Below are 25,499 nucleotides of genomic sequence, written 5' to 3' on the forward strand. Positions count from 1 at the left end.
GCGTTGCAGCATGGAACTTGCAGGCACTTCAGCGCTTGGGGCGTGAATGGGAACAAGTGGGGCGTTCGACGAGATTTGGGGCTTTGGCGGGCCGGATTCGCCGCGACCTGAATTCCAGGCGCTGTCGCGCTGGGTGGCAAACACCTCGACCGAGGAACTCCACCAACGTCAGCAATCCGCCGAAGCCGCTTTCCGCCAGCTCGGCATCACCTTTGCCGTCTATGGCGAAAACGATGCGGCGGAACGCATCATCCCGTTCGACATTGTGCCGCGCCTCTTCCTGCATCAGGAATGGACCAGCCTGTCGGAAGGACTGGTGCAGCGCGTACAGGCGATCAATGCCTTCCTCGAAGATATCTATGGCGAGCGCCGCATCCTCGCCGAAGGGCTGATCCCGCCGGAGCTCATCTTCCGCAACGATCAGTTCCGCCCCGAAGTCGCCGGCATCCGTCCGCCGCATGGCATCTGGGCGCATATCTGCGGCATCGACCTGGTCCGCACCGGTCCCGACCAGTTCTTCGTGCTGGAGGACAATGCTCGCACCCCGTCGGGCGTGTCTTATATGCTGGAGAACCGGGAGGCGATGCTGCGCCTGTGTCCCGAGTTGTTCCGCGAATTCCGCGTCGCCCCAGTCGACAGCTATCCCGACCGGCTGCTCGAGACGATGCGCTCCGTCGCGCCAGGCAACAACCCCGATCCGATGTGCGTCGTGCTGACGCCGGGCCACTTCAATTCGGCCTATTACGAACACAGCTTCCTTGCCGATTCGATGGGGATCGAACTGGTGGAAGCCGCCGACTTGGTCGTCGATGACGACATCGTCTGGGTACAGACCGTCGGCGGACGGGTGCGGGTCGATGTCATTTACCGCCGGATCGACGACGACTTTCTCGATCCCCTCATCTTCCGGCCTGATTCGATGCTGGGCGTGCCCGGCCTCATCGCCGCTTATCGTGCCGGTAATGTCGCGCTGATCAACGCTCCCGGCAACGGCATCGCCGACGACAAGGCGATCTACAGCTACATGCCGGAAATCGTCCGCTTCTACACCGGCCAGGACGCCAAGCTGCCCAATGTCGAGACCTGGCGGTGCCGCGAACCGCAGCCGCTGAAGTACGTCCTCGATCATCTTCCCGAATTGGTCGTTAAGCTGGTCGACGGCTCGGGCGGCTATGGCATGCTCGTCGGTCCCACCGCCTCCAAGCAGGAGATCGCCGACTTCCGCGCCGCGCTGATTGCCGAACCGCATCGCTACATCGCGCAGCCAACGCTGGCACTCTCCACGGTGCCCACTTTGGTGGAACAGGGCCTGGCGCCACGCCATGTCGACTTCCGCCCATTCGTCCTCACCGGCAGCGATGGCGTCCGCGTCGTGCCCGGCGGTCTCACCCGCGTGGCGCTGCGCGAAGGCTCGCTGGTCGTGAATTCCAGCCAGGGTGGCGGCACCAAGGACAGCTTCGTGCTGCTGGACGACCGCGCGCCTACTCAGTCCCAATCACAGCGGCAGGGACTGTGAGGTCGCCATGCTGATGCTCTCCCGCACCGCCTCGGCACTCTACTGGCTTGGCCGCTATGTCGAACGCGCCGATTTCATCGCCCGGCTGGTGGAAGCCACGATCCGCTTGGACGCCCTCTCCGCCCGTCCCGCTGGCGAAGCGGCATGGCAGAGCGCGCTCGCCGTCAGCTACACTGACCAGGCGTTCGCCGCGACCGGCGGCAACTTCACCCAGGCCGAGGTCGCGCATTTTCTCACGCTGGACGCCAGCCATTCGGGCTCGATCGTCCGCTGCCTGGAACTGGCGCGCAACAATGCGCGCGCCGTGCGCACCGCGCTCACCCGCGACGCGTGGACCGCGGTTAACCGTGCCTGGCTGCTGTTCCAGAACCGGGTAAGCACCGGCAGTGCTACGCAGACGCTGAATCTGGTTGAGCAAGTGAAGGGCGAGACTCGCGGCTTCGAAGGGTCGATCCACCGCATGATGCGCAACGAGGCGACCTGGCTGATCCAGCTCGGCGCCTCCGTGGAGCGCGCCGACAACACCGCCCGGCTGGTCGACGTGAAATACCATTTGTTGCTGCCCGAGGGCGAACGGGTCGGCGGCGTCGTCGACCGGGATCAATGGACGACGATCCTCCAGACTGTCTCGGCCGTGAATGCCTATCGCTGGCTCTACAAGGAAGGCCTTCAGCCCAGCAACGTCATCAACTTGCTGGTCAGCCGCGTCGAGCTGCCACGCAGCCTCGCGGCCTGTGCCGAGGAAAGCGTCGGCATTCTCAGCCAACTCGCCAAACGCACTGGCCTTCAGGGTGAGGCGGACCGCATGGCCCGGGCGCGCATGGCGCGGATGCAGAAGACCCGCACCTCAGATATCATCGTCACGGGCCTCCACGAACATCTGACCGCCTTTATTCAGGAAAATGCGATGCTCGACGCCGCGATAAGCCGCCAGTTTCGGTTCATCTGATGCGCATCGCCATCGATCACCACAGCCGCTACCGCTTCTCCAAGCCTCAAGACCGCATCGTTCAGATGCTGCGCCTCACGCCGGGCGACACGCGCGATCAGACGGTGGTGAACTGGATGGTCAGCGTCGACTGCGACGCCCGCCTGCGCGACGCGACCGACGGATTCGGTAACGCCGTCACGATGCTCTATGCCGACGGGCCGCTCGCCGCGATCGACGTCCACGTCACCGGCGAAGTGCTGACCACCGACGCCGATGGTGTGATCCACGAAGCAGCCGAACCGCTGCCTGCGCTCCTGTATCTCCGCACCACCGCGCGCACTGCGCCGGGCACAGACCTTCCTGGCTTTGCGTCAGACAGCGTTTCGGGCGCGCGCGATCCGCTCGACACGCTCCACCGTTTGAATTGCGCGCTTCACGCCCGCTTCCCCTGCGCACCCGATGCACCGGACACCGGCACCTCGGCGGCCGCGGCGTTCGTTGCCGGCAAGGCGACATCGCGCGACGTCGCCCAGATGTTCATCGCAGCCGCTCGCAGCCTTCAGATCCCCGCCCGCTACGTATCCGGCTACCGCAGCGACAGCGTAGCTCAATCCGCGCCGCACGCCTGGGCCGAAGCGCATGTCTACGGCCTGGGCTGGATCGGTTTCGATCCCGCCGCAGGCCTAATCCCCGACGAACGCTATGTCCGTGTCGCAATCGGCCTCGACGCAGCGGGCGCGGCGGCGATCGCCGGCACGCGCATCGGCTACGGCTTGGAACAGCTCGATGTCGACCTGCACGTGGAACAGATGCCCGGCGACGCCTGAAGGCGACGATCAAGCCAGCGCGCGCACCTTCGACGGCAACGGCATGGCAAGGGTCTCGTCCTCGTCGGTCAGCAGCGCCCAGCCATTGGGGCCGAGCACCTCGATTGGCCGATAGCGCGTCTTGTACGCCATCCGCTCGGACCCCTTCACCCAATAGCCGAGATAGACATAGGGCAAACCGGCATCCCGCGCGCGCAGGATGTGGTCGAGGATGATGTAATTGCCCATGCTCGGCCGCGTATCGTCCGGCACGAAGAAGCTATAGATCATCGACAGCCCGTCGGCCTGCCGATCGGTGATGCATGCGCCCACAAGCCGCCCGCGCGCGCCGTCCACCGACGGCTCGCGATATTCGATCACATAGGAGCTGACGGGTGACTGCTCGACCATGTCGGCATAGTCGCTCTCGTCCATCGCCGCCATGCCGCCGCCCGGGTGCCGCGCGGTCAGATAGCGTCGCAATAGATCATATTGCTCTTCGGTCGCCCAAGGCTTGCACGCCGTGACTTCCAGGTCACCATAGCGCTTGAGCAGCTTGCGCTGCGTCGCATTGGGCTGGAACTGATCGGCGACGATCCGCACCGAAACGCACGCCGTGCAGCCTGCGCAGCTAGGTCGATAAGCGACCGACTGGCTCCGCCGAAATCCGATCCGCCCCAGCGCATCGTTGAGCTCCCCGGCGTGCTGCCCGCTCAGTTCGGTGAAGATCTTCCGCTCCTGCCGCCCCGGCAGATACGGGCAGGGTGACGGGCTGGTCACGAAGAATCGGGGGAAACGGGTAAGTGCAGTCACCGCCTGTTGGTCCTCGTTCCGGCCACACGATCGGCCTTGTGGACGCGACTATGAAGCGGTCGGCACATGATGAAAAGCGCCTTTACCATGAAAGAAAGTTAACAATCGATCGCAGAAGGTAGAATGCCAGAACAGCGACTTAACGCCTCGCGGCCGCGTTGGTCTGGCGCAACCGTTAACCATTCCGCGAATACGAGCGGGTATCCGCTTCCCGGCTGCACCCAGCATATAGCAAAAGCGTGCGCTTGGGAATCCGCCCCTCGGCTTCGCTCGTCCCAAGGCCCCTCATGGCGAACCCGGCTCAGGCTAATTCAATCTGCTTCACTTCATATTGCGCGCGGCGAAGCGCGGTGATCAGCCGGTCGAGGTGATTGCGGTCGCGCGTTTCGCATTCCACATCCAGCGTCAATCCCTTGGCCGGCAGCGTCGTGAAGATCCGCTGGTGATACAGTTCCAGGATGTTGACGCCCTGCTCCTGGAAGATCTTGGCCACGTTAAACAATGCGCCCGGCCGGTCCTGCAAGCGCACGCTCAGCCGCGCCAGCCGCCCGGAGCGGGCCAAATCACGCAGCAGCACATTGGCGAGCAGCCGCGTATCGATATTGCCGCCGCACAGGATAGTGCCGACCGTGCGCCCTTTGAACCGTTCGGGCTCGGACAACAGCGCTGCGAGCCCCGCCGCGCCCGCACCTTCGACCACCGTCTTCTCGATCTGGAGCAGCAGGCTGACCGATTCCTCCAAGCGACGCTCGCCGACCAGCACGATGTCGTCGACTAGCGCCTCGACGATTCCCGCAGTGATCCCGCCGGGCTCCTTCACTGCGATACCCTCCGCCAGCGTATCGCCTGCGCAGGGCATCTCGGTATGGTGGATGCGGTTGTACATCGACGGGAACAGCTCGGCCTGCACGCCGACGACTTCCACCGAGCGCCCTTCAGACTTGGCGACCACCGACGATCCGGAGATCAGCCCGCCGCCGCCGATCGGCACTACCAGCATGTCGATCTCGGGCACATCCTCCAGCATCTCCAGCGCCGCCGTACCCTGGCCAGCGATCACCCGGGCATCGTCGAACGGGTGGATGAAGGTAAAGCCCCTCTCGGCCTCCAGCGTACGCGAATGGGCATAGGCCGCGTCGAACGTTTCGCCGTGCAGAATCACGGTGGCGCCGTGTCCTTCGGTCTGGGTGACCTTCACAATCGGCGTGTTCACCGGCATCACGATGGTGCTTGGGATGCCCAGCCGCGTCGCGTGATAGGCCAGCCCCTGCGCGTGGTTACCCGCCGACGCGGCGATCACCCCTTTCGCGCGCGCCGCCTCGTCCAATTGCAGCAGCGTGTTGAGCGCACCGCGCTCCTTATAAGCGGCGGTGAACTGCAAATTCTCGAACTTCAGATATACTGTCGCACCGGTCAGCTTCGACAGCGTCTTGCTGATCAGCGTTGGCGTCCGCACGATCGATCCGGAAATTCGCGCCTGCGCTGCACGAACATCGTCGATCGATACGGATAGCGGCGTTGCTGCCGGAACTGCTTTGGTGGCCATGCGGCAAGGCGTAGACCATCTGGCGCAGCGGGGGAACAGGCCCTATGCGCTTGCCCCATGCTCAAGACGCCCCGCCTCACCCGCATCCTGACTCCGCTTCTTGCCGCCACTGCGCTGCTCAGCGCGCCCGCCGCCCTGGCCGATGGCGTGGTCGACAACGTCAACGGCATCACGCTAGGTGCACGCGGCGAAGTGGTCCGGTTCCGCGCGATGCAGATCGACCGGAACGGCAAGGTGGTCCGCCTGTTCGCCGGGAAGGAAAAGCCGCCCAAGAAGGTCGAATGGCGCACCGACATGCAGGGGCGCACGCTCGTGCCCGGGATGATCGACGCGCACGGCCATGTCATGGGGCTGGGCTCGCAGCTCCTGCTGCTCGACCTGTCGCAGACCCGCTCGCTCGACGAAGCGCTGGACAAGATCCGCAGCTATGCCGCGGCCAATCCCAACAAGTGGATCGTCGGCAGTGGCTGGAACCAGGAGCGCTGGGGGCTTGGCCGGTTCCCGACCGCCGCCGATCTCGACCGCGCGGTTAGCGACCGTCCGGTCTATCTCGAGCGGGTCGACGGCCACGCCGGCTGGGCCAACACCCGCGCGCTCGCCGCCGCAGGTATCACCGCCGCGACCAAGGACCCCGCCGGCGGCCGCATCGAACGCGCAGGCGGTAACGCGCCTGCGGGCGTGCTGGTCGACTCCGCGCGCACCCTGGTCGAGAAGGTCGTTCCACAGTCCACGCCGCGGGAGCGCAACGCCGCGTTCCTCGCCGCGCAGGACAAGCTGCTGTCGCTCGGCGTCACCGCCACGGCCGACATGGGCACCACCATCGAGGATTGGCTGACCTATCGCCGCATCGGTGACCTCAACCTGCTCAAGGTACGCATCATGAGCTATGCACACGGCGTCGACACCGCGCTCACTGTCGCAGGTCAGGGCCCGACGCCGTGGCTCTATGGCGATCGGCTGCGCATGGGCGGCATCAAGATCTATGACGACGGCGCGCTGGGCAGCCGAGGGGCGTGGCTCAAGGCACCCTATGCCGACGCCCCTAACCAGCGGGGGTTGGGCTTCCTCAGCGACGACCAACTGCTCAACATGATGACGCGCGGCTCGATGGACGGGTTCCAGATCGCCATCCACGCCATCGGCGACCGCGCCAACCAGCAGGCGCTCGATGCCATCGAGGTGCTGTCGGACACCTATAAGGACGATCGCCGCTGGCGGATCGAACATGCCCAGATCGTCGATCCCACGGATCTGCCCCGCTTCGGCAAATTCGGCATCATCGCCTCGATGCAGCCGGTGCACCAGACTTCGGACCGAACCATGGCGGAAGCCCGTCTGGGCGAAGGACGGCTGAACGGCGCCTATGCCTGGCGCTCGATCCTCCAGACCGGCGGCCGGCTCGCCTTCGGCTCCGACTATCCGGTCGAGAGCCCCGATCCCTGGGCCGGCTGGGCCGCATCCTTCACGCGCCAGGATCCGCAGGGCCAGCCCCCCGGCGGCTGGCGCATGCAGGATGCCGTGACGCGCGAACAGGGTTGGGCCGGCTTCACCACCGGCGCCGCCTATGCGGGCTTCGCCGAAGGAAAGATCGGCCGCCTCGCCCCCGGCCTGCTCGCCGACTTCCTGATCCTCGACCGCGATCCGGTCACTGCCGCCCCCGGCGCCCTGCGTGCCACCAAAGTGCTGGAAACCTGGGTTGGAGGATATAAGGCATGGCCCGCCAAATAGGGCACTTGCTGCTGGCCGGCGCCAACTGGCCCGACCGGCTGATCGCCTGCGTCGGCGCCCTTGCGGGCATCGTGGTCACTGCGGCCGTCGGCGGGCTGCTGCCGCCAGCCGCGGCGCCCTTCCTCGTCGCGCCGATGGGCGCCTCCGCGGTGCTGGTCTATGCCGTGCCGGCCAGCCCACTGGCCCAGCCCTGGCCCGTACTCGGCGGCAACATGCTGTCGGTGTCGGTGGGCCTCTTCTGCGCGCTGCTGCTCGGCCATGGGGCGCTTGCCGCTGGCGTGGCGGTAAGCCTAGCCATCCTGCTGATGTCGCTGCTGCGCTGCCTCCATCCGCCCGGCGGCGCCTGCGCGCTGCTGCCGGTGCTCGGCGGCCCCGCGATCTTGGGTAAGGGTTTCGCCTTCGCGCTGCTCCCGGTCGGCCTCAACGCCGCCGTGCTGGTGGGCGTGGGTCTCGCTTATCACCGCTTTTCGCGCCACAGCTACCCGCACAAGCCAGCCCCGGCCGCCGCAATCCCCAGCCTCCTGCGTGCCGACATCGACGCCGCCTTGGCGGAGGCGCATGAGAGCTTCGACATCGACAGCGAAGATCTCGCAGCCCTGCTCGACCGCGCCGAAGCCCACGCCCAGTCGCGGCGCCGCTAAGCACACCGCACCTATTTGCAACGAGACGAGCGAGCGCAGCAGAGGGCGCGGGGCGAGCCTTGCGTCAAGGTACTCGCCCGGCATGATCGGCCGCGCCGGCATGGAAGCGCTCGGCTGGTGGGAGAAGCTTCACGCGTCCCGGCGCGACTATCTTCAAATGATGTGGGGTGGCCAGGTCGTGTTCGTCGAAAGACAATTCTCGGCGGTCATCCACCCTAGGGACGAGACCGTCACCGCAACCGAAATCACCGTCATAGACTGAGTGCGTCTGTCGAACTGGCAGGACCCCTCGCGTTCAGCGCCTCAAAAAACAAGGGCCGCGGCTCCATCCGGAACCGCGGCCCATACAGCCCCCGCTGTGTTTCAAATCAGGCGACTGCCGAAACGCCCGCTTCCACGCCGTCCAGCTCGCGCAGCACATAGCCACGGCCCCAGACAGTCTCGATGTAATTCTCGCCTTCGGTCGCCATGGTCAGCTTCTTGCGCAGCTTGCAGATGAAGACGTCGATGATCTTGAGCTCGGGCTCGTCCATCCCGCCATAGAGATGATTGAGGAACATCTCCTTGGTCAGGGTCGTGCCCTTGCGGAGCGACAGCAGCTCCAGCATCGCATATTCCTTGCCGGTCAGGTGCACGCGCGCGCCGTCGACTTCGACGGTCTTGGCGTCCAGGTTCACCGCCAGCTTGCCGGTGCGGATGACCGATTGCGAATGGCCCTTCGAGCGGCGAACCACTGCGTGGATGCGCGCCACCAGTTCCTCGCGGTGGAAGGGCTTGGTGACGTAATCGTCGGCGCCGAAGCCGAACGAGCGCACCTTGGAATCCATTTCGTTGACGCCCGACAGGATCAGCACCGGCGTCTGCACGCGGGCGACGCGGACCTTCTTCAGCACGTCATAGCCGTGCATGTCGGGAAGGTTCAGGTCGAGCAGGATAATGTCGTAGTCATAGAGCTTGGCAAGATCCAAGCCCTCTTCGCCCAAGTCGGTGGTGTAGACGTTGAAGCCTTCCGCGCCGAGCATCAGCTCGATTGCCTTTGCAGTGCTAGGCTCGTCTTCGATCAGCAGCACGCGCATCGCCGTATCCCCTGTCCTCAGACGCGTGGAGCCCCGCTGGCCGACGCGTTGGACGATTCCATTAACCTAACCCCGTCTGAAGGCAAAAGGTTAATTTCGGCCTAACCGGCTCCATTCACGTGTCTTAGGACATATACTTAAGGCTATCGCCACAGCGGTTACGAAGCGGTTACGCGGCCTCTACGCACAATCGCTTGAGCCGCTCGGACAGGAATTCGATCAGCGCTTCCACACGGGCCGGCCGCAATGTGCCGGGCGGCGTCATCAGGTGCAGCCCCGCCGCGCCGCCCGACCAGTCATTCAGCACCGCCTCCAGCGTTCCCGCCGCGATATGCTTGTTGACCAGGAAATCGGGCAGCCGCGCTACCCCCAGGCCCGCGCACAGCGCCGGCAGCATCGCATCGCCATTGTCGGTGCGCACCGGGCCGTCAACCCGTACCGCCGCTTCCTCACCGCCTGCCTTGCGAAACCGCCACACGTCGGGCGAGCTGGTGTTGGTGTAGATGAAGCATGCGTGCGTCGCGAGATCGGCGGGGTGGCGCGGGCGCCCCGCGCGCTCGAAATAGGCTGGCGCGCCGACCACGAAGGTCGACACCGGCCCCAGCCGCCGCGCGCGCAGCGAGCTGTCGGGCAGTTCGGCGATGCGGATCGCCACGTCGATCCCCTCGCCGACGATGTCGACGAACGCATCGGACAGGCGCAGGTCGACACGGATGCCCGGGTGCAGCGTCATGAACTCGGCCAGGGCCGGGCCCAGATGGCTGATCCCGAAAGTGAGCGGCGCCGCGATGCGCACCAGCCCCGCCGGCGCGCTGGCGGATTCGAATGCCGCCTCCTCCGCCGCTTCGCCTTCTGACAGGATACGCTGCGCCCGCTCGGCCAGCCCGCGCCCGCTTTCGGTCAGTGCCAGCCGGCGCGAGGTGCGGTGAAATAGCGCGGTGCCCAGCCGTTGCTCCAGCCGCGTAATCGCCTTTGAAACCGTTGCCTTGGATACACCCAGCGCTTCCGCGGCGCCGCTGAACGAGCGATGCTCCACGACGGCGGCAAAGATCGCCCAGGCTTCGAAATCAGGCAGTTTCATGGAGAGCACGCGTACATCAGAAACGATCGGTTTCCAACGTTTCCATTTCAGCTCGCAATGGTGCTGCCTATGTCTCAGCCTTGAACCGGATAATCAACATGCTCGACAAACGCTCATTTGATAGCCTCGGAAATGCCGATCACGGCTGGCTCAAGGCGCGTCACCATTTCACCTTCGCGGGCTATTATGATCACAACCGCATGGGTTGGGGTGCGCTGCGCGTCTGGAACGATGATGAGATCGCAGCCAATTCCGGTTTCCCACCGCATCCGCATCAGGACATGGAGATCATCACCTATGTCCGCTCGGGCGCGATCACCCATCAGGATTCGATGGGCAACAAAGGCCGTACCGCAGCCGGCGACGTTCAGGTGATGAGCGCGGGCAGCGGCGTGCGTCACGCGGAATACAATCTTGAGCCCGAAACCGCGCGCATCTTCCAGATCTGGATTCAGCCGCGCACCCGCGGCGGCCAGCCCAGCTGGGGCGCCAAGCCTTTTCCCAAGGGCGACCGGTCAGGCAAATTCGTGCCGCTCGCCTCCGGCTTTGCCGAGGACGGCGAAGCCCTGCCGATTCGCTCCGACGCGCGCGTTCTTGGCGCCACGCTGAAAGCGGGCGAAAGCATCGACTATGCCGTCGGTCCCGCCCGGCACGCCTATCTGGTCCCCGCAATCGGCGCGGTCGAGATCGACGGCGAGCAGGTGCATGCGCGCGACGGCGCAGCGTTCACCGGCGGCAAAAACATCATCATCACCGCGCTCCAAGACGCCGAAATCGTTCTCGTCGACAGCGAGTGAATCCGAACCACAAGGGAGCATCCACCATGTCCAAGATCCTGGTCCTCTATTACTCGTCCTATGGCCATCTCGCGAAGATGGCCGATGCCGTCGCCGAGGGTGCGCGCAGCACCGGCGCGCAGGTCGACGTTCGCCGCGTCGCCGAGACCGCGCCGGCCGAAGTCGTCCAGGCGGCCGGCTTCATCGCTGATCAAAGCCACCCGGTGCTCGACGATGTCAACGAGCTCGCCAATTACGACGGCATCATCGTCGGCTCTCCCACCCGCTACGGCCGCGTGTCGAGCCAGATGGCTAGCTTCTGGGACAAGGCGGGCGGCCTGTGGTTCCAGGGCAAGCTCAATGGCAAGGTCGGCGGCGCCTTCACGTCCACCGCCAGCCAGCATGGCGGTCAGGAGACTACGCTCTTTTCGATCATCACCAACCTGCTGCACTTCGGCCTGACCATCGTCGGGCTCGACTATGGCTTCCAGGGCCAGGGCGGTGTCGATGAAGTGAAGGGCGGCTCGCCTTATGGCGCGACGACCATTGCCGGTGCCGACGGCAGCCGCTTGCCCAGCGATGTCGAGCTCGAAGGCGCACGCTACCAGGGCCGCCGCATAGCCGAGGTCGCGAACAAGCTCGCCGCGTAATCCCCGACGCGCGCGACTGAAACCGCGCACGCCCCTCCTCTCGCGCGGTTTCACAGGCGGCGGTCGGTTCCCCTACCGGCCGCCGCTTTTCGTTTGGCGGCAGCCCGCTATATGCCGATCCATGTTCCAGGACCGCGTACTCTTCATCGACGGCGAAGCCATCGTGATCGACAAGCCCGCCGGGCTCCCCGTCGACCGGCCGCGTGATCGCTCCACTAGCCTCGAGGATCTGCTCGGCGAGCTGACCTTTGGTTTCCGCCGCTTGCCCGTGGCGATGCACCGGCTCGACCGCGACACCAGCGGCTGCCTGCTGCTCGCGCGCAATCCCAAAGCGATGAAGCGCTTCGCGCAGGCATTCGAAGCCGGCATTGTGGAAAAACGCTACCTTGCAATCCTTGAGGGCGTGCCCGCGGATCAATCAGGCATGATCGACTTGCCGCTCGCCAAGATTTCCAGCGCCGAGAATGGCTGGCGCATGCGCGGCGACCCGAAGGGCAAGCCCGCCCGCACCCGCTGGGAAGTGCTCGAGTCCCGCGGCGGACGGGCCCTGCTGGCTTTTTACCCGGAGACCGGCCGCACGCATCAGATCCGCATCCACGCTGCCGAAGGGCTCGGCATCCCGATCACCGGCGATCCGGTCTACGGCGCCGGCGGCCCCGCAGTGATGCTCCATGCCGAGGGTCTGACCATCCCGCGCGAGGGCAAGCCCCCGGTCGAGGCACACGCGCCGCTGCCGGTGCGCTTCCATAATCTCGGCTTTGGCCGTGACTGAAATTCCTGAGGAAGCTATCGTCGAGGAACGCTTCCTCGCTGCTTCCGGCCCAGGCGGGCAGAACGTCAACAAGGTCCCCTAGTTTCCCCGAAGATAATGAATGCGGGTTCGCACCCGCTTTTGTTAGGACTCGGGAATGCCTGCGACAGCTTACAGTTACATTCGTTTCTCGACGCCCGCCCAGCTTAAAGGGGATTCGCTCCGCAGGCAGCTAGCGAAGTCGGAGAAGTTTGCGTCCCAGAATGGTTTGACGCTCGACACCTCACACCGGGACCTTGGCTTGAGTGCCTACAAGGGGACGAACCGCCACAAAGGTGCGCTCGCCAGTTTCCTCGGGAAGATCGAAAGCGGGGAGATTGAACGCGGTTCCTATCTCATCGTGGAAAATCTGGACCGCCTTACCCGCGAAGATGTGCTCTCCGCTGTGTCTTTGTTTTTGCGAATCATCGAAGCTGGTATCGTGGTTGCGACGCTCAACGATGACATGATCTACAGCACGCGGACCATCATAGATCGCCCCAACGATCTCACGGTTTCTATCTCTGCGTTCATCAAGGGCAACCGCGAACAGAAGGACAAGGCTGAACGGCTCAAGGAAGCTTGGGATAACAAGCGCTCCGAGTTGGGTCCGGGCATTCGGAAGAAGCTAACTCGGCAAGGTCCGGGGTGGCTTTGCCTGATCGCGGATGACCCTACCGATCCTTTGGTCGGGGAGTGGCACTTTAATGAACGCGCCGCGACCGTGCGCCGCATCTTCTCGCTTTGCGTCGAGGGACTAGGTAAGGAAGCCATCGCACGCCGTCTCAACGCGGAAGGGGAACGACCTTTTAAGCACGGAGACGGTTGGGGAATGTCGGCGATAGCGGAAATTCTGAAGGATCGCCGCACCATCGGAGAGCTACAGCTTTACACGAAGGTTGATGGCCCGCGCCGCCCAATCGGTGATCCAATCAAAGGCTACTTCCCTGCTGTGATCTCGGACGAGCTGTTCTACCTCGCACAGGCTGAAATCGCAAAGCGTCATAGCGGCGCATCGCCGGGAAAGACGGGCAAGGTGCCTAATATCTTTGTCCGGCTCGCCCACTGTCAGTGTCGCCGCTCAATGGAGTATCGAGACCGCCAGAGCCGCTCCAGCCCCGCGAGCGTGTTCCTTACCTGTTCGGGTAATCGCAGAGGGCACCAGTGCCAGAACAGTGCCCGGTTTCCATATGCGCGACTTGAGAACCTAGTCCTCGATTGGGTGACTGACATCAAAGTCAGCGACACAGAGGCCAACAACGCCGATATCGCTGGTCTGAAACTCAACGCGAAAGAGGCCGAGCGAGACGACACGAAGCGACGCCTCGCGAGTGCTTTCGCCAAGTGGGAACAAGAGGAAGACGGCACTATCAAGGATATGCTTTACGCATCAATTCAGCGCTACAGCGCAGCCCTACCTACCATTCAGGCGGAAATCGTTGAGCTTGATGAGACCGTTCGCACAACCAAGCGGAGTGTTATCGATGCTCGACGCGCCACCGTCCGCAAGCTCCGCGACGAAATGGTGGGCGTTTCTGGTGCTGCGCTTTTCGACATGCGAGCGAAACTGGCCGCCGCACTCCGCCGAGTCATTGATCGTATCGAATTTCACTCGGATGGGGCGTTCGATGTTACCCTGCGCGGCGGGTTGAAGTGCTACCGTTTCGCAGATGGCAAGTTCGTCAAAGCCATCGACCTGAATGCGGTCAACCCGAAAGGTGCGGATAAGCTACTCACTTTCCCAATCGGCGAAACCACCGACGCTATGAAGCTCGCGCCGATGACGCTGCGAGGCATCCGGGAGACGCTCGGGGAGTTCGCTTCAATCCAACCGGCTTAACCATCATTGCGTCGCCAAGCCGCTTGAAAACGATTCGCAAGTCCGCATTTCGGCACCGCAATGTTGATGATGCTCGCTTTGAACCAACCCGTTGAGTCGATTACCTCCCGCTTCGGCCAACTCTCTTATCGACTGATCGAGGATGAGATCGAAAGAGCAGTGGCACGGAACGACAATGACACAGCCGAGGCGTGGCGAGCGAAGCTGCTCGAAGTGAATTCCACTCTGCTGCGTTAGCTTGGCTCCTCGAAGACGATGGAGAGTCGTGCTGATCTATGTTGGAAACCTAAAACATCTTGCCTTTCAATCGGCGTGTATTCGGCTGACACATTAGTCGTGGCAGTTACAAGTAGCTTCCGGGCATTTGTAAGTTAACCTTTAGGTAACTCTTTCCGACCTAATCCGGCATCGGGAGAGTTAGCAATGGCTCATATCGGTGGCGTAATAACTTGCGGCGAGATCGACTGGGATCGCGCCGAAGAACACGGATCATTCCTGATCTTCAGCCATGGGGAAGGCAGGGACGAGTTCCATCTTCGGTGCGTCGTGTGGCGAGACGGCCAGACGAAGGACATCCTTGGACACAACTTCGACTACATCCGCGCGATATCGCGCGACTGGTGGACGGCACACGAGTCCGACACCCCAGAAGGGTGTCTGATCGCTGTTCACCCACACTGGCGAGACCAAGCAGCGGTGCAGGTAGAGGCGTTTCAGAATAGCGCTTATTCGGCTTTAATATCTGGCACTCTGCCGCTCACGAAAATTCGTGAGGAGAAGACCTTCGAGCATTGCCCGTGGGTGGATGTGCTTGCGAGCTTGCACCGCTAATCGCTGTCGTGAATAACGGATCAGCGGATCAGTTTAACCCGTGCGACTGCTTGTGCGCGGCAAGGGCCACCTCATACTCATTGGCCATTTTCAGCAACTCGTTGTGCATTTCATCGCTTCCGACCACTCTTGCCATGTCGCGGCAGACAACCGCCAGCTTGGTCAACTCAAGTCCACGGGCACACTCGTTTTGCACTGTGAGGAACCTCCTGATCTTTGAAGTTCGCGCATGCAGCATGTTTCGTTAACGAAACCCTAATCTCAACCTCCGGGATCGACGCTCCGCAAATGCGGCCTGATTGATCCAGATCAGTCGAATTTGTTCAAGAACCCTTCATGTCGCATCGGCATTGTGCGCCGCACCATGATTGCGTTGAAAGACCCTACCGAAGCAATAGTCGAACTTCGGCTCTTTGGCATTCCGATTGATTGAGGATGAGCATTTTCGCGCTATCGCCCGCAATGACGATGAAGCTGCCAAGGTTTGGAAAGCTAAGCTGCTCGAAGTGAACGCCCGCGGCGTTAGATAGGTTGTGAGACAGGCACTACCCGCCCTGTCCCACAAACATTCCCGTTAGATGGTCTCCTCTCCATACTGGTTTTCACCGGCAGTGCCGGGTTGGCAAAACCATACGAGGAGAAAGATAAACCCGATGAGCGGGAACAGGACCAGCCAATACCGCCATCCGGAGCGGTCCGTATCATGTAATCGCCGCACCGCGACAGAGATCGATGGAAGAAATAGGCCGATTGCCGCTAAAGCGTAAAGCGGCCCCGCGCCCGCCTCTTCGCCGGACCAGCCGAGCATGGTGTCGAGTATGATCGCTGCGAAGCAAACACCGAACCAGAAGAGGGTGAAGAACCAGAACTCTGATCTTGGCGCTCGCCCTCGGAAAGAAGCATACTTACGGAAACAAGTCTTGATAGCTGTCGTAAAGCTCATCGTTTAGCCCCAGAGGGCTGCTGTGGCACCTGCTGCCACCTTCCCCGCCTCCCCCGTGAGGCCGAATCTGTCACCAGCCGCAGCTTGGCAAGCGTTTTGCTAAAAGGAAGCGTCCCGCCATGGCTCACAACGCCAGAGGTAGCTGGTCCGCAGCGTCTGCGGGTGCCGGATTGAGGTTTTCTACAATTGAGAGCGCGAGTTCATGCGCTGCTCGCTGCCGCATTCGCGCATCGGAAACGGCTATCCCAAGCCGTGCCCAGCCGGGAGCTTCAAGGATCGCGTCTGCGAGTGCGTGGGTTAGAGGGGCGAATCTGAGCTGCCCCCTTCTGAGTGGTCCATCGACTATGACAGTCTGGATCAAGGAAGGGACGACGAATGCCTGCGAAGAAGCACAAGCCCGAGGAGATCATCGGGAAGCTGCGTGAGGTTGAGATCGTGCTGGGCCAGGGCGGCACGACCGCCGAGGCGTGCCGACGGATCGGGGTCAGCGAGCAGACCTACTACCGTTGGCGCAAGGAATATGGTGGGCTGAAGACCGATCAGGCTCGGCGGATGAAGGATCTGGAGAAGGAGAACCTGCGGCTGCGCCGTGCGATCTCGGATCTGACGCTGGACAAGTTGATCCTGCAGGAGGCCGCCAAGGGAAACTTCTGAGCCCTGCGCGGCGCCGGCGCTGCATCGACCAGGTCCGGGAGGTGCTGGATGTATCCGAGCGGCGGGTGTGCCGTGTGCTCGGCCAGCACCGGTCGACGCAGCGCAAGATGCCGTGCGGGGCAGATGACGAACTGGCGCTCACCGAGGATATTATCGCACTAGCCAGGCAGTACGGGCGCTACGGCTATCGCCGGGTGACCGCGCTGCTGCATGCGGCGGGCTGGTCGGTGAACCACAAGCGGGTCGAGCGGATCTGGCGACGCGAGGGGCTGAAGGTGCCGCAGCGCCAGCCGAAACGCGGGCGGCTGTGGTTCAACGATGGCTCGTGCATCCGGTTGCGGCCAGAATATCCGGGCCATGTCTGGGCTTACGACTTCGTCGAGGAACGCACCCATGACGGACGCAAGTTCCGCATCCTGACCATAATCGACGAGGCCAGCCGCGAGTGCCTGGCACTCGTCGTCGCGCGCCAGCTCAAATACGAAGACGTACTGGCAGCACTGGCCGAGCTGTTCATCGAACGGGGGCCGCCCGCGCATATCAGGTCGGACAATGGCAGCGAGTTCATCGCCACCGCCGTCCAGACCTGGCTCAGGCAGATCGGCGTAAAGACACTCTACATCACCCCGGGTTCGCCATGGGAGAACGGCTACAACGAGAGCTTCAACGGCTCGCTGCGGGACGAGCTGCTGAACGGCGAGATTTTCTACAGCCTCGCCGAAGCCAAGGTGCTGATCGAGGCATGGCGGCGCCACTACAACACCGTCCGACCCCACAGCAGCCTAGGCTACCGACCACCGGCACCCGACACAGAGACGCCGCCATTGCCGGCCTCCGGTTCCGCTTCGCTCCACCTCCAACCCGCAATGGCGGCGGAGACGACAATGCACTAACTATCAACCCGGACCACCCGGTGGGGGCGGCTCACTCGACACAGGCGTGATCACCAAAGAGACGATCTACCTCGCTTATCGGGACTGGTGCTCGGCAATGCGGAAGGCGCGTCCGTTGGAGCAACAAGCCTTCCTCAACGAGCTTCGCCGCATGAGCGCACAGGAAGCCGACTTCCCGCTAATCGTCCGCAAGACCAACAAGTTCAACGGGTGGCAGTATGTTGGCCCGGTAGCTCCCGCGACCACCGTGACGAACACCCATCTTCAACAACGCGGAATTCCGTGCGCGGGTGTCTTCGTGATCGCTTTCAGCACCGTTCGGCATGTCCGGGACAACCGCCCGGTCACCGATACCAAACCCTCTTGGAAGTCGTTCGCCGACTTCCTCGAAGGACAATCGAAGAGACCCGGTATCGACAAGGGGCGGACGCTTTGCGTCTGTCCCGCCATCTATGACGACGGCGTGATCCGAGCGAAGAGCCGGGTGGTTGGGTGGAATTGGTTTGCCGCTGACATCGACAACAAGGAAGGCAATCAACCCCACTCCACCATCGAGGCGGTCACGGAGAAGATGAGGGCGCAAGATGCTCCCTTCGTCATCTACACCACCACATCGCACAAGTCAGATGGCCATTGCTTCCGCCTGATGTTCCCGCTGGATCGTCTCGTGGAGCGGGAAGAATTTGCCGAGGTATGGGCAAGCTTCGCACAGTGGCTTGGCTGCGTGGATGTGAAGACCAAGGATGAGTCCCGGTTGTTCATCGCACCACGCGCTTGGCCGGGTGCGGAGTTTCACCGGCACGATGCTGGCGAGCCGGTTTGTGTCGATCTCATCAAGCTCACCAACCCGGTTGTGGTGCCCGCCAGAGCCTCAAAGACGCTCACCAGCGCCTTTATCGATACCAGCGGCCTCAAGCTCCCCTGCCCCTCTCAAATCAGCCTACACGGCGATTTCGTGACCAATGAGAGCCTATCCAAGGCATGCACCGGAGCACCGGGCACCCGCATGTTTCCCTTCATGGTTCGGACTGGCGTCCGCGCTCTGCTCAAGGGTTACGCGATCAGCGCCGATGATCTCGCCAGCATCGGGTTCCAGTTCGCCACCAGCATCGGACGAGACACCAGCGACATCGATCACGACGCGGAGAACGCTCACGCGGCTGCGGTCTCTCGCTACGCGGAGTTGATGGCCGAGCGTGTGGAGAAGCAGTGTCCGGTGAAGGAGAAACTCAAAAAGTGGAAAAAATGAGCCTTATCCGGGCAATTTCGCAGCAACACTGTAAATAATGAAGAGAGAAGAAAGGACATGTATGATGGATATCTACTACACGAAAGGATTCACCAAGATGATGGCCATGAGACAGGGGCTTCAGAGAGCCGCCAATGCTCCACACGAGATGCCCGCCCGTCGATCCATGATCGACTACACGGAAGGGTTTCGGTGGATATTCTCACCAGCACTTCAAGAGTGGATTGACCGCAACGCGGTCGCAAAGATTTGGCTCCGATTCAATGTCAACAATGAAGCACTGATCGTCTGCGCCGAAAACGAAATCGATCTCACGATGCTCGCAACCAGTTTTTGAAATAACCAAGGAGAACCATGGAACTACTCTACACTGCCACGGTCATCGCGACTGTGACCATCACTATCACATTGTTTATAGCACTACATCGCCAGACGCGCCGCGCTGATCGTGCCGAAGCCGCGCTCGCGCGTGTCGAGGCCGAGATCGCCCGCACCACATTAAACCCGATGTTGGTTGCGGCAGGTGAGGCATGACCCCACAGCTTCCCGATCTCTCCACCGTGTTCGAAACTGATTTTGAACTTGAACCGGACGATCTTCCCCCGGTCCCGATGGTCGGTTCCACCTATCGGCCAACCGGGTGGTGGACCACCACCGAGTTTGAAAATCAGTTTTTAGACTATCCCGACTTCGCGGATGGTCGGGAACGCATCCGCCACATGCTCGCGCGGATGATCAGCGCGGCCATCGAAGCTGGCGAAGCCACGGACTGGGATGTTCCCGTGTTCCCGTTCGCTGGCCGGATGCTCAACGGTCACGATCTACTCGCGACGACTGATGACCATGCTGATGCGATGATCTCGTTGGCGAGGCAGTAGCGTCGCCTACCAAAGCGGGTCCGGCTTCCTCACGGGCGCATCGTCCATCCGCATGTATCGACCAAGCTCGACACCCCGTTGGATCAACTCATCACGCTTGGCTTCAAGTTTCTTCCTGATCTCCGGTGTGAGTTTGTCACCAAGTCGAGCAATCTCACGCTCAAATTCGAATTCCACCCAACCGGTGTTCTTGGTCTCTGTCTCATAAAGCAAGCGCGATACCGTCGTCGCGGCGAACGGCTTTCCCTCTTGCGAGAGGATCGGGAAGCCCTCGGGTTGGAAGTTATTGAGGAACTTGGCTACCTTCCGGAGCGAAATCACCCCCGTGTTCGGGTTGCGCGTATTGTGGACGGCAACTCTCACCCATTTCGCCACGCCCGAGGCGTAGTCGAACGCCCTTCGCCGCTTTTCAGCCGTCGAAGACTGGTTGCCAAGAATCCAGTCCTTCTCCGCGAGGATGTCGCGCGACACCGCTCCATCCAAGTTCACGAAGATACGCTTCATTCTACCTCTTCCGCCCTTTCTGCTGACCCTCCTTGCACCCGTTACGATATCCCTTCCACCCGTTACAGCCGTGGGACATCCGGACAGTTCGCATGTATTTCTCTGCCTATCGAAGTGACGCCGACAGTAACGGTTAACCTTGCAACAGATGGAGAACTGAAATGAACAACCTCAACCAAATCCTCAACCAGCTTACCGCCACGATCATGGAAATTGTCGAGCGGGCGAATGCCCGCGCCACTGCGGCGGAAGGGAAGCTCGAAGCACTCGCCAGCATTATCTCGAATGACAACGCACCCGTTGAGCCCAAGCCTGTCGAACCGCAGCCGGTGAAGAAGGTGCAGGCAAGCGCAAAGGTCGCTCCGAAGGTCAAGTTGAAGCGCACCGACAAGCGCTACGCGGACACCATCTTCCTCAACGCTCTGACGCACGAATTTCAGAGTGCCCCGGCGCTTCACCAGAGGCTCGCACGGCACGGCGTTTCGCTCGGGCTGATCTACAAGCGCTATCGCGATCTTGCCAACAACCCTGCCATGGATGTTGAGGCGGACGGCAACCGCTATCGGCTGATCGCCCCGAAGACTGCGCCCGATGCCGTTGCTCCGGCCCCTGCCCCCAAGCCGAAGAAGTCGGCGGCACCCGCCAAGAGCCCTCGCGTGAAGGTTACTCGTGCTGCCAATGACGATCAGGTCACGCTTACCCTTGATCACCCTCAACTGGTGAACGGATGCGGATTGGAGATGATGCGCAAGCTTCCGGACGCGAGCGTTGATCTCGTGCTCTGTGACCTCCCGTATGGAATCACTGGACTTGAGATCGATCCCAAGATCGATGTTGAAGCTTGGATGACCGAGATGCGGCGCATCGTCACTGATCGCGGGGCGATTGTCGCATTCTGTGTTCAGCCGTTCGCCACTGATCTGATGAACGCCGGTCGCGACATCTACAAGTACGACACCGTGTGGGAGAAGCCCAACGCGACCAACTTCCAGCACTCCAAGGGTCAGTTCCTCCGCTGTCACGAGACGATGATTGTGTTCTCGAAGGGTACCGCAACTGGTGAGGCTTCCTCTCAAAGGCAGATGACCTACAACCCGCAAGGCGCGGAAAAGGTGACCAAGTTTGTCCGGAAGCGCGAACGCTCGGTCAACTATCTTCAAAATCCGCATAGCTCGAAAAAGAAGGCGGGTGAGGCATATGATGCCCTTAAGAATTGTCCGCGTAGCGTCATCTATGGCCCGAAGGACCATGATGCGAAGAAGCTCCATCCCTTCGCCAAGCCGATTTGGTTGCTTGAATACCTGATCCGCACTTTCAGCAATGAGGGCGAGATCGTGCTTGATCCCACCATGGGAAGTGGCTCGGCTGGTATCGCAGCGCTGAATACGAAACGCCGGTTCGTCGGCGCGGAGAATGGTACCGACAGGCAAGGACGCGACATCTTCGAAATGGCCAAGGCACGGATCGGTGGTGCGGAAAGGAAGGTCGCTGCCTGATCCACTAAATAGGGGATGAACCTATCCCCTTCCAAAGAATGCATCGACCTGATCAAGGCCTTTGAAGGCTGCAAACTCCGCGCCTACACATGCTCGGCTGGCGTCCCCACGCTTGGGTGGGGAGCGACTGGCCCTGATATCAAACTCGGTATGGTCTGGACACAGAAGCAAGCCGCTGACCGTCTCGCCAGCGATGTGGCGAAGTTTGCTGATGGTGTCGCCAAGATCGCCGGAGACTGTTCGCAGGGGCAGTTCGATGCGTTGGTGAGCTTCGCGTTCAATTGCGGACTGGCCGCACTGAAATCGTCCACCCTCCTACGCAAGCACATCTCCGGAGATCACGCCGGAGCGGCCAAGGAATTTCTGCGCTGGAATAAAGCTGGCGGGAAGGTGCTCGCTGGCCTTACGCGCCGCCGCGCCGCCGAAGCGAAGTTATACGCTGACTAAATATCAGCGATGGGCGGCACTGTGAGCGCTTTGTCGCCCATCACTTGCTGATGTAAGCGCGCCGCATGGTTGCCATCCCGATCACCCGCTCAATCTGGATAGACGATAGCGAGCTTGTCGAATCCGCCACGCGTGCGAGCGGTGCCGGTGGCCAACATGTAAACACCACCGACTCGGCAGTGATCCTGCGCTTCGATGTGGCTGCCAACCAAACGCTTCCCGAAATGGTCAAAGTGCGGCTGGTGGCTTTGGCTGGATCAAGGATGACGCGCGATGGCGTCTTGATCCTTCGAGCAGAAAGCTCCCGGTCGCAGCACATGAACCGCGAAGAAGTGCGTTCGCGCCTTATCGAGCTAATCCGCGAAGCCACCTTTGTTGAGAAAAAACGCCGCCCCACCAAACCGAGCAAAGCCGCGAAAGCTCGGAGGGTAGATAGCAAAGTGAAGCGATCCACCATCAAGGCTGGACGCGGAAAAATCCGAGAGTGACGCTTCTAGGCGCGGGGAAACCTTGACACCTTCAACAAGGTCGCCACCGCGGTCCAGTTGCGCATCGATGTTTTCAAGCTCGGCCTGCCGCTCTACGCCTATCAAAAGCTCAAGCAGCTCGCCGGCTCGAAGCTGACGTCGGGCGGCGAACTGGTCATCACCGCGCGCAAGTTCCGTACGCAGGACGCCAACCGCACCGATGCGCGCGCCCGAATATCCGAACTTATCGCGGAATCGTTCCAGCGCGATCCCCGGCGCGTGAAGACGAAGCCAAGCAAAGCCGCCAAGGCGCGCCGCGTTGACGAAAAGAAGGGCCGCAGCCAGGTCAAGGCCGGCCGCGGCAAGGTCAGCCTGGACTGATCAAACACTCCCTACCCGCTCGTGGAAAGGGCCGGGGTGAGGTTCGGCGCGATGCAGGCGCGGCTCAACCCCTCTGCGGACTACCCGCACGCACGAAATCCACGAACGCCCGTAGCGGCGCTGGCACCAGCCGCCTTCCGGGATAGTATAAGAACGGCCCCGGAAACGAGTCCCACCACGGCTCAAGCACCGGCTCCAGCGCGCCGGTGTCGAGATGCGGTCGCAGCCAATCCTCGAACAGGTACAGGATTCCACACCCGGCCAATGCCGCGTCCAGCGCCAGGTCCATCGCCCCGCCCGATTGCACGATCAACTGCGCGGGGGGATCGACCCGCACCAGCTCCCCGTCGCGGCTGAACTCCCAGTCCGGCATGGACCCGCTGCTGAACCGCCCGCGCAGACAGGCATGATCGAGCAGATCGCGCGGATGCTCCGGCCTTCCCCGCCCGGCTAGATAAGCAGGCGACGCCACTGCCGCGAAGCGCTGCACCCGCGGGCCGATCGGCACCGCGATCATGTCCTGCTCCAGCCGCTCGTCATAGCGGATGCCTGCGTCGCACCCCGCCGCTAGCACGTCGACGAAGCTGTCTTCCGCGATCACCTCTAGCCGGATGTCAGGATAGGCCGCCAGGAACTCTGGTACGATCCTCGGGAGCACTAGCCGTGCGGCGGTGACCGGTACATTCAGCCGCAGCGTCCCCATAGGCTTGTCGCGAAAGCCGTTCACTACATCCAGTGCAGCCTCGACTTCGCCGAGCGCCGGCGCCAGCCGCGCCAGCAGCCGCTCACCGGCCTCGGTTGGCACAACGCTGCGGGTGGTGCGGTTGAGCAGCCGCACGCCCATCTGCGCCTCCAGCCGCCGCACCGCCTCGCTCAGGCCGGACGCACTCGCACCACTGGCGCGCGCCGCGTCGCGGAATCCGCGCGATCGGGCCACTGCCACAAACGCGTTCAAGTCACCCAGATCGTACTTCATTGTTCGCGATCCCGCACAGCCCGTGCGGATCCTGCCGGATTATCGTGCGACCGGCCACCGCCTATCTGGAGTTGGTCTCAAGCGGAGAACTCTCATGATCGATCAGTCCAGCACCTACTCTCTCGGTGATCGCCGGGTGCGCCGCCTCGGCTATGGCGCGATGCAGCTCGCCGGTCCGGGCGTTTTCGGCCCGCCCAAGGATCGCGACGCCGCGCTGGCGGTGTTGCGCGAAGCGGTTGCGGAGGGCGTCAATCACATCGACACCAGCGACTTCTACGGCCCGCACATCACCAACCAGCTGATCCGCGAAGCGCTTTCGCCCTATCCGGACGACCTGATGATTGTGACCAAAATCGGCGCCAAGCGTGGCGCGGACGCCTCCTGGCTCCCCGCCGAATCGCCCGAAGAACTGCGCCAGGCGGTGCACGACAATCTGCGCAACCTCGGGCTCGACGCGCTCGACATCGTCAATCTGCGTATCATGGGCAACGTCCACGGACCCAGCGAAGGCTCGGTCGCCGAACGTCTCACCGTCCTCGCCGAACTCCAGCAGCAAGGGCTGGTTCGCCATGTCGGCCTGAGCAACGTCACGTCCGCTCAGGTCACCGAAGCCCGCACCATCTGCGACATCGTCTGCGTCCAGAACCACTACAACTTGGTCCGCCGCGACGACGATGCGCTGATCGACGATCTCGCCGCGCAAGGCATCGCCTATGTGCCCTTCTTCCCGCTGGGCGGCTTCACTCCGCTTCAGTCCTCGGCGTTGTCGGACGTCGCGCAGCAGCTCGGCGCCACGCCGATGCAGGTCGCGCTCGCCTGGCTGCTTCGCCGCGCGCCCAACATCCTGCTGATCCCGGGCACGTCGTCGGTGGCGCATCTGCGTGAGAACCTGGCCACAGCCAAGTTGGAACTACCCGATGACGCCATGGCCGCACTGAACGCCATCGCGGCGTGATCGCCGCACCGCTGCGCCAGCCCTCGCGCTGGCGCAGCGGATCGCCTACATCGCCTCCCATGTACGCTTTCGACATCGCCGCCGGATCCAAGTCCGAACTCTACCGCGACCTCGCCGCCGCGCTCGACTCGCTCACTGCCGACGAACCCGACGCCATCGCCAACATGGCGAATGTGTCGGCGCTGATCTGGCAGTATCTGCCCGATCTCAATTGGGCCGGCTTCTACCGCAACGTGGCTGACGAGCTCGTGCTAGGCCCGTTCCAGGGTAAAGCCGCCTGCATCCGCATCCCGTTCGGCAAGGGGGTATGCGGCGCCGCCGCCAGCACCCGCGAGACGCAGCTGGTCGAGGACGTCCACGCCTTTCCCGGCCACATCGCCTGCGACGCGGCCAGCCGCTCCGAACTGGTGGTGCCGATCGTCCATCAGGGCGAACTCCTCGGCGTGCTTGATCTCGACAGCCCCCTGCCGGGGCGTTTCGACGCAGGCGACGCCGCAGGCTGCGAAGCACTGGTCCGCATCCTCGCCCCACGCCTTGCGGGACGCTGACCCGCATTGGGACAGCGTTAACCACCTCTCGTGGATTTCTTCACGGAAGCGTAAGGGTTACTTTCTCGTTAAGCGAGTCTCGG

The 25,499-nt window shown here is 62.5% G+C and carries 31 protein-coding genes and 2 pseudogenes; 24 read left to right on the forward strand and 9 right to left on the reverse strand.

Annotation, left to right across the window (positions count from 1 at the left end; translation table 11 throughout):
- The first annotated feature begins 46 nt into the window (after positions 1 to 46).
- From FHT02_RS04375 to FHT02_RS04385, 3 genes are read left to right on the forward strand one after another with little or no spacing between them, the layout of a single operon-like run.
- On the forward strand, positions 47 to 1,516 hold the full coding sequence (locus tag FHT02_RS04375; RefSeq protein ID WP_184084731.1) for a circularly permuted type 2 ATP-grasp protein: 1,470 nt from the start codon (positions 47 to 49) through the stop codon (positions 1,514 to 1,516).
- Between the two features lie 13 nt (positions 1,517 to 1,529).
- Positions 1,530 to 2,465 (forward strand): alpha-E domain-containing protein, encoded by a 936-nt coding sequence (locus tag FHT02_RS04380; RefSeq protein WP_184085424.1) that lies wholly within the window; start codon positions 1,530 to 1,532, stop codon positions 2,463 to 2,465.
- Positions 2,465 to 3,274: a transglutaminase family protein gene (locus FHT02_RS04385; protein WP_184084734.1), complete on the forward strand. Its 810-nt coding sequence runs from the start codon at positions 2,465 to 2,467 to the stop codon at positions 3,272 to 3,274. The genes FHT02_RS04380 and FHT02_RS04385 overlap by 1 nt, the downstream gene beginning before the upstream one ends.
- Positions 3,275 to 3,283: 9 nt before the next feature.
- On the opposite strand, the gene FHT02_RS04390 is transcribed toward FHT02_RS04385, so the two are convergent.
- Positions 3,284 to 4,066, reverse strand: a complete 783-nt coding sequence (locus FHT02_RS04390; protein WP_184084737.1) for an arginyltransferase — start codon at positions 4,064 to 4,066, stop codon at positions 3,284 to 3,286.
- A 301-nt stretch (positions 4,067 to 4,367) separates the two neighbouring features.
- Positions 4,368 to 5,612 carry a threonine ammonia-lyase gene (locus FHT02_RS04395; protein ID WP_184084740.1) on the reverse strand — a complete coding sequence of 415 codons (1,245 nt, stop codon included), beginning with the start codon at positions 5,610 to 5,612 and terminating at the stop codon, positions 4,368 to 4,370.
- A gap of 57 nt (positions 5,613 to 5,669) precedes the next feature.
- Between FHT02_RS04395 and FHT02_RS04400 the strand changes: the two genes are divergently transcribed.
- The 3 genes from FHT02_RS04400 (at position 5,670) to FHT02_RS04410 (ending at position 8,243) form a co-directional block, all read left to right on the forward strand.
- Positions 5,670 to 7,340 carry an amidohydrolase gene (locus FHT02_RS04400; protein ID WP_184084743.1) on the forward strand — a complete coding sequence of 557 codons (1,671 nt, stop codon included), beginning with the start codon at positions 5,670 to 5,672 and terminating at the stop codon, positions 7,338 to 7,340.
- Complete coding sequence (locus FHT02_RS04405; RefSeq protein ID WP_184084746.1) at positions 7,325 to 7,981, forward strand: HPP family protein; 657 nt, start codon at positions 7,325 to 7,327, stop codon at positions 7,979 to 7,981. Before FHT02_RS04400 ends, FHT02_RS04405 begins: the two co-directional genes overlap by 16 nt.
- Before the next feature lie 82 nt (positions 7,982 to 8,063).
- Positions 8,064 to 8,243 (forward strand): hypothetical protein, encoded by a 180-nt coding sequence (locus tag FHT02_RS04410; protein ID WP_184084749.1) that lies wholly within the window; start codon positions 8,064 to 8,066, stop codon positions 8,241 to 8,243.
- A gap of 106 nt (positions 8,244 to 8,349) precedes the next feature.
- Here FHT02_RS04410 and ctrA read toward each other — a convergent pair whose 3' ends face one another.
- Positions 8,350 to 9,057, reverse strand: coding sequence for a response regulator transcription factor CtrA (gene ctrA / locus FHT02_RS04415; protein ID WP_184084752.1), 708 nt, complete (start codon positions 9,055 to 9,057; stop codon positions 8,350 to 8,352).
- Positions 9,058 to 9,226: 169 nt separating this feature from the next.
- A complete protein-coding gene (locus tag FHT02_RS04420) occupies positions 9,227 to 10,138 on the reverse strand; it encodes a LysR family transcriptional regulator (protein ID WP_184084754.1) in 912 nt (303 codons plus the stop codon).
- Positions 10,139 to 10,236: 98 nt separating this feature from the next.
- On the opposite strand from FHT02_RS04420, the gene FHT02_RS04425 reads away from it, so the two are divergent.
- The 7 genes and pseudogenes from FHT02_RS04425 to FHT02_RS04455 all read left to right on the forward strand — a co-directional run bounded on the left by FHT02_RS04425 (position 10,237) and on the right by FHT02_RS04455 (position 15,025).
- Positions 10,237 to 10,935 (forward strand): pirin family protein, encoded by a 699-nt coding sequence (locus tag FHT02_RS04425; RefSeq protein WP_184085426.1) that lies wholly within the window; start codon positions 10,237 to 10,239, stop codon positions 10,933 to 10,935.
- A gap of 26 nt (positions 10,936 to 10,961) precedes the next feature.
- Positions 10,962 to 11,564: an NAD(P)H:quinone oxidoreductase gene (gene wrbA / locus FHT02_RS04430; protein ID WP_184084756.1), complete on the forward strand. Its 603-nt coding sequence runs from the start codon at positions 10,962 to 10,964 to the stop codon at positions 11,562 to 11,564.
- Positions 11,565 to 11,685: 121 nt separating this feature from the next.
- Complete coding sequence (locus tag FHT02_RS04435; protein WP_184084759.1) at positions 11,686 to 12,336, forward strand: RluA family pseudouridine synthase; 651 nt, start codon at positions 11,686 to 11,688, stop codon at positions 12,334 to 12,336.
- Positions 12,329 to 12,412: pseudogene (locus FHT02_RS21440) on the forward strand (alternative ribosome rescue aminoacyl-tRNA hydrolase ArfB); the annotation flags it as partial. The gene FHT02_RS04435 and the pseudogene FHT02_RS21440, both read left to right, overlap by 8 nt.
- 60 nt (positions 12,413 to 12,472) lie before the next feature.
- Positions 12,473 to 14,194, forward strand: coding sequence for a recombinase family protein (locus FHT02_RS04445; RefSeq protein WP_184084762.1), 1,722 nt, complete (start codon positions 12,473 to 12,475; stop codon positions 14,192 to 14,194).
- 60 nt (positions 14,195 to 14,254) lie between these two features.
- Complete coding sequence (locus FHT02_RS04450; RefSeq protein WP_184084765.1) at positions 14,255 to 14,431, forward strand: hypothetical protein; 177 nt, start codon at positions 14,255 to 14,257, stop codon at positions 14,429 to 14,431.
- A 186-nt stretch (positions 14,432 to 14,617) separates the two neighbouring features.
- Positions 14,618 to 15,025 carry a hypothetical protein gene (locus tag FHT02_RS04455; protein WP_184084768.1) on the forward strand — a complete coding sequence of 136 codons (408 nt, stop codon included), beginning with the start codon at positions 14,618 to 14,620 and terminating at the stop codon, positions 15,023 to 15,025.
- A 28-nt stretch (positions 15,026 to 15,053) separates the two neighbouring features.
- Here FHT02_RS04455 and FHT02_RS04460 read toward each other — a convergent pair whose 3' ends face one another.
- From FHT02_RS04460 to FHT02_RS22005, 3 genes are all read right to left on the reverse strand, one after another.
- Positions 15,054 to 15,191: a hypothetical protein gene (locus tag FHT02_RS04460; protein ID WP_184084771.1), complete on the reverse strand. Its 138-nt coding sequence runs from the start codon at positions 15,189 to 15,191 to the stop codon at positions 15,054 to 15,056.
- Between the two features lie 408 nt (positions 15,192 to 15,599).
- Complete coding sequence (locus FHT02_RS04465; protein ID WP_184084774.1) at positions 15,600 to 15,968, reverse strand: DUF805 domain-containing protein; 369 nt, start codon at positions 15,966 to 15,968, stop codon at positions 15,600 to 15,602.
- Positions 15,969 to 16,092: 124 nt separating this feature from the next.
- The gene (locus FHT02_RS22005) at positions 16,093 to 16,329 is read right to left on the reverse strand and encodes a DUF6771 family protein (RefSeq protein ID WP_343056823.1); all 237 of its coding nucleotides are present in this window, start codon (positions 16,327 to 16,329) and stop codon (positions 16,093 to 16,095) included.
- Positions 16,330 to 16,343: 14 nt separating this feature from the next.
- Between FHT02_RS22005 and FHT02_RS04470 the strand changes: the two genes are divergently transcribed.
- From FHT02_RS04470 to FHT02_RS04490, 5 genes are all read left to right on the forward strand, one after another.
- A protein-coding gene (locus FHT02_RS04470; RefSeq protein ID WP_184084777.1) for an IS3 family transposase occupies positions 16,344 to 17,515 on the forward strand; the annotation gives its coding sequence in 2 pieces (ribosomal slippage) (positions 16,344 to 16,608 and positions 16,608 to 17,515; 1,173 coding nt in all).
- Positions 17,516 to 17,561: 46 nt separating this feature from the next.
- Positions 17,562 to 18,764 (forward strand): hypothetical protein, encoded by a 1,203-nt coding sequence (locus FHT02_RS04475; protein ID WP_184084780.1) that lies wholly within the window; start codon positions 17,562 to 17,564, stop codon positions 18,762 to 18,764.
- Positions 18,765 to 18,828: 64 nt separating this feature from the next.
- A complete protein-coding gene (locus tag FHT02_RS04480; protein ID WP_184084783.1) occupies positions 18,829 to 19,101 on the forward strand; it encodes a hypothetical protein in 273 nt (90 codons plus the stop codon).
- A 17-nt stretch (positions 19,102 to 19,118) separates the two neighbouring features.
- Positions 19,119 to 19,298, forward strand: coding sequence for a hypothetical protein (locus tag FHT02_RS04485; RefSeq protein WP_184084785.1), 180 nt, complete (start codon positions 19,119 to 19,121; stop codon positions 19,296 to 19,298).
- Positions 19,295 to 19,642, forward strand: a complete 348-nt coding sequence (locus tag FHT02_RS04490) for a hypothetical protein (protein WP_184084788.1) — start codon at positions 19,295 to 19,297, stop codon at positions 19,640 to 19,642. Before FHT02_RS04485 ends, FHT02_RS04490 begins: the two co-directional genes overlap by 4 nt.
- Positions 19,643 to 19,648: 6 nt before the next feature.
- On the opposite strand, the gene FHT02_RS04495 is transcribed toward FHT02_RS04490, so the two are convergent.
- A complete protein-coding gene (locus tag FHT02_RS04495; RefSeq protein WP_184084791.1) occupies positions 19,649 to 20,146 on the reverse strand; it encodes a hypothetical protein in 498 nt (165 codons plus the stop codon).
- 161 nt (positions 20,147 to 20,307) lie between these two features.
- Here FHT02_RS04495 and FHT02_RS04500 point away from each other — a divergent pair, with 161 nt between their 5' ends.
- The 4 genes and pseudogenes from FHT02_RS04500 to arfB (FHT02_RS04515) form a co-directional block, all read left to right on the forward strand.
- The gene (locus FHT02_RS04500; RefSeq protein ID WP_184084794.1) at positions 20,308 to 21,642 is read left to right on the forward strand and encodes a DNA-methyltransferase; all 1,335 of its coding nucleotides are present in this window, start codon (positions 20,308 to 20,310) and stop codon (positions 21,640 to 21,642) included.
- 15 nt (positions 21,643 to 21,657) lie between these two features.
- Positions 21,658 to 22,089, forward strand: coding sequence for a lysozyme (locus FHT02_RS04505; RefSeq protein WP_184084797.1), 432 nt, complete (start codon positions 21,658 to 21,660; stop codon positions 22,087 to 22,089).
- A gap of 65 nt (positions 22,090 to 22,154) precedes the next feature.
- Positions 22,155 to 22,577 carry an alternative ribosome rescue aminoacyl-tRNA hydrolase ArfB gene (gene arfB / locus FHT02_RS04510; RefSeq protein WP_184084800.1) on the forward strand — a complete coding sequence of 141 codons (423 nt, stop codon included), beginning with the start codon at positions 22,155 to 22,157 and terminating at the stop codon, positions 22,575 to 22,577.
- 33 nt (positions 22,578 to 22,610) lie between these two features.
- Positions 22,611 to 22,937, forward strand: a pseudogene (gene arfB, locus FHT02_RS04515) (alternative ribosome rescue aminoacyl-tRNA hydrolase ArfB); the annotation flags it as partial.
- Positions 22,938 to 23,001: 64 nt separating this feature from the next.
- Here arfB (FHT02_RS04515) and FHT02_RS04520 read toward each other — a convergent pair.
- The gene (locus FHT02_RS04520) at positions 23,002 to 23,913 is read right to left on the reverse strand and encodes a LysR family transcriptional regulator (protein WP_184084806.1); all 912 of its coding nucleotides are present in this window, start codon (positions 23,911 to 23,913) and stop codon (positions 23,002 to 23,004) included.
- 94 nt (positions 23,914 to 24,007) lie between these two features.
- On the opposite strand from FHT02_RS04520, the gene FHT02_RS04525 reads away from it, so the two are divergent.
- Positions 24,008 to 24,868, forward strand: coding sequence for an aldo/keto reductase family oxidoreductase (locus FHT02_RS04525; protein ID WP_184084809.1), 861 nt, complete (start codon positions 24,008 to 24,010; stop codon positions 24,866 to 24,868).
- A 59-nt stretch (positions 24,869 to 24,927) separates the two neighbouring features.
- Complete coding sequence (locus FHT02_RS04530) at positions 24,928 to 25,416, forward strand: GAF domain-containing protein (protein ID WP_184084812.1); 489 nt, start codon at positions 24,928 to 24,930, stop codon at positions 25,414 to 25,416.
- Positions 25,417 to 25,499 lie beyond the last annotated feature (83 nt).

The sequence above is a fragment of the Sphingomonas xinjiangensis genome, from assembly GCF_014199255.1.
GTDB lineage: Bacteria > Pseudomonadota > Alphaproteobacteria > Sphingomonadales > Sphingomonadaceae > Sphingomonas > Sphingomonas xinjiangensis.

Coding starts and splice junctions, on each gene's coding strand:
- FHT02_RS04395 (WP_184084740.1), bottom strand. CDS start 5,612: ATGGCCACCAAAGCAGTTCCGGCAGCAACGCCGCTATCCGTATCGATC.
- wrbA (WP_184084756.1), top strand. CDS start 10,962: ATGTCCAAGATCCTGGTCCTCTATTACTCGTCCTATGGCCATCTCGCG.
- FHT02_RS04490 (WP_184084788.1), top strand. CDS start 19,295: ATGACCCCACAGCTTCCCGATCTCTCCACCGTGTTCGAAACTGATTTT.
- FHT02_RS04405 (WP_184084746.1), top strand. CDS start 7,325: ATGGCCCGCCAAATAGGGCACTTGCTGCTGGCCGGCGCCAACTGGCCC.
- FHT02_RS04495 (WP_184084791.1), bottom strand. CDS start 20,146: ATGAAGCGTATCTTCGTGAACTTGGATGGAGCGGTGTCGCGCGACATC.
- FHT02_RS04485 (WP_184084785.1), top strand. CDS start 19,119: ATGGAACTACTCTACACTGCCACGGTCATCGCGACTGTGACCATCACT.
- FHT02_RS04410 (WP_184084749.1), top strand. CDS start 8,064: ATGATCGGCCGCGCCGGCATGGAAGCGCTCGGCTGGTGGGAGAAGCTT.
- FHT02_RS04425 (WP_184085426.1), top strand. CDS start 10,237: ATGCTCGACAAACGCTCATTTGATAGCCTCGGAAATGCCGATCACGGC.
- FHT02_RS04480 (WP_184084783.1), top strand. CDS start 18,829: ATGGATATCTACTACACGAAAGGATTCACCAAGATGATGGCCATGAGA.
- ctrA (WP_184084752.1), bottom strand. CDS start 9,057: ATGCGCGTGCTGCTGATCGAAGACGAGCCTAGCACTGCAAAGGCAATC.
- FHT02_RS04530 (WP_184084812.1), top strand. CDS start 24,928: ATGTACGCTTTCGACATCGCCGCCGGATCCAAGTCCGAACTCTACCGC.
- FHT02_RS04505 (WP_184084797.1), top strand. CDS start 21,658: ATGAACCTATCCCCTTCCAAAGAATGCATCGACCTGATCAAGGCCTTT.
- FHT02_RS04500 (WP_184084794.1), top strand. CDS start 20,308: ATGAACAACCTCAACCAAATCCTCAACCAGCTTACCGCCACGATCATG.
- FHT02_RS04445 (WP_184084762.1), top strand. CDS start 12,473: ATGCCTGCGACAGCTTACAGTTACATTCGTTTCTCGACGCCCGCCCAG.
- FHT02_RS04385 (WP_184084734.1), top strand. CDS start 2,465: ATGCGCATCGCCATCGATCACCACAGCCGCTACCGCTTCTCCAAGCCT.
- arfB (WP_184084800.1), top strand. CDS start 22,155: ATGGTTGCCATCCCGATCACCCGCTCAATCTGGATAGACGATAGCGAG.
- FHT02_RS04375 (WP_184084731.1), top strand. CDS start 47: ATGGGAACAAGTGGGGCGTTCGACGAGATTTGGGGCTTTGGCGGGCCG.
- FHT02_RS04520 (WP_184084806.1), bottom strand. CDS start 23,913: ATGAAGTACGATCTGGGTGACTTGAACGCGTTTGTGGCAGTGGCCCGA.
- FHT02_RS04465 (WP_184084774.1), bottom strand. CDS start 15,968: ATGAGCTTTACGACAGCTATCAAGACTTGTTTCCGTAAGTATGCTTCT.
- FHT02_RS04450 (WP_184084765.1), top strand. CDS start 14,255: ATGTTGATGATGCTCGCTTTGAACCAACCCGTTGAGTCGATTACCTCC.
- FHT02_RS04380 (WP_184085424.1), top strand. CDS start 1,530: ATGCTCTCCCGCACCGCCTCGGCACTCTACTGGCTTGGCCGCTATGTC.
- FHT02_RS04455 (WP_184084768.1), top strand. CDS start 14,618: ATGGCTCATATCGGTGGCGTAATAACTTGCGGCGAGATCGACTGGGAT.
- FHT02_RS04435 (WP_184084759.1), top strand. CDS start 11,686: ATGTTCCAGGACCGCGTACTCTTCATCGACGGCGAAGCCATCGTGATC.
- FHT02_RS04420 (WP_184084754.1), bottom strand. CDS start 10,138: ATGAAACTGCCTGATTTCGAAGCCTGGGCGATCTTTGCCGCCGTCGTG.
- FHT02_RS04400 (WP_184084743.1), top strand. CDS start 5,670: ATGCTCAAGACGCCCCGCCTCACCCGCATCCTGACTCCGCTTCTTGCC.
- FHT02_RS04525 (WP_184084809.1), top strand. CDS start 24,008: ATGATCGATCAGTCCAGCACCTACTCTCTCGGTGATCGCCGGGTGCGC.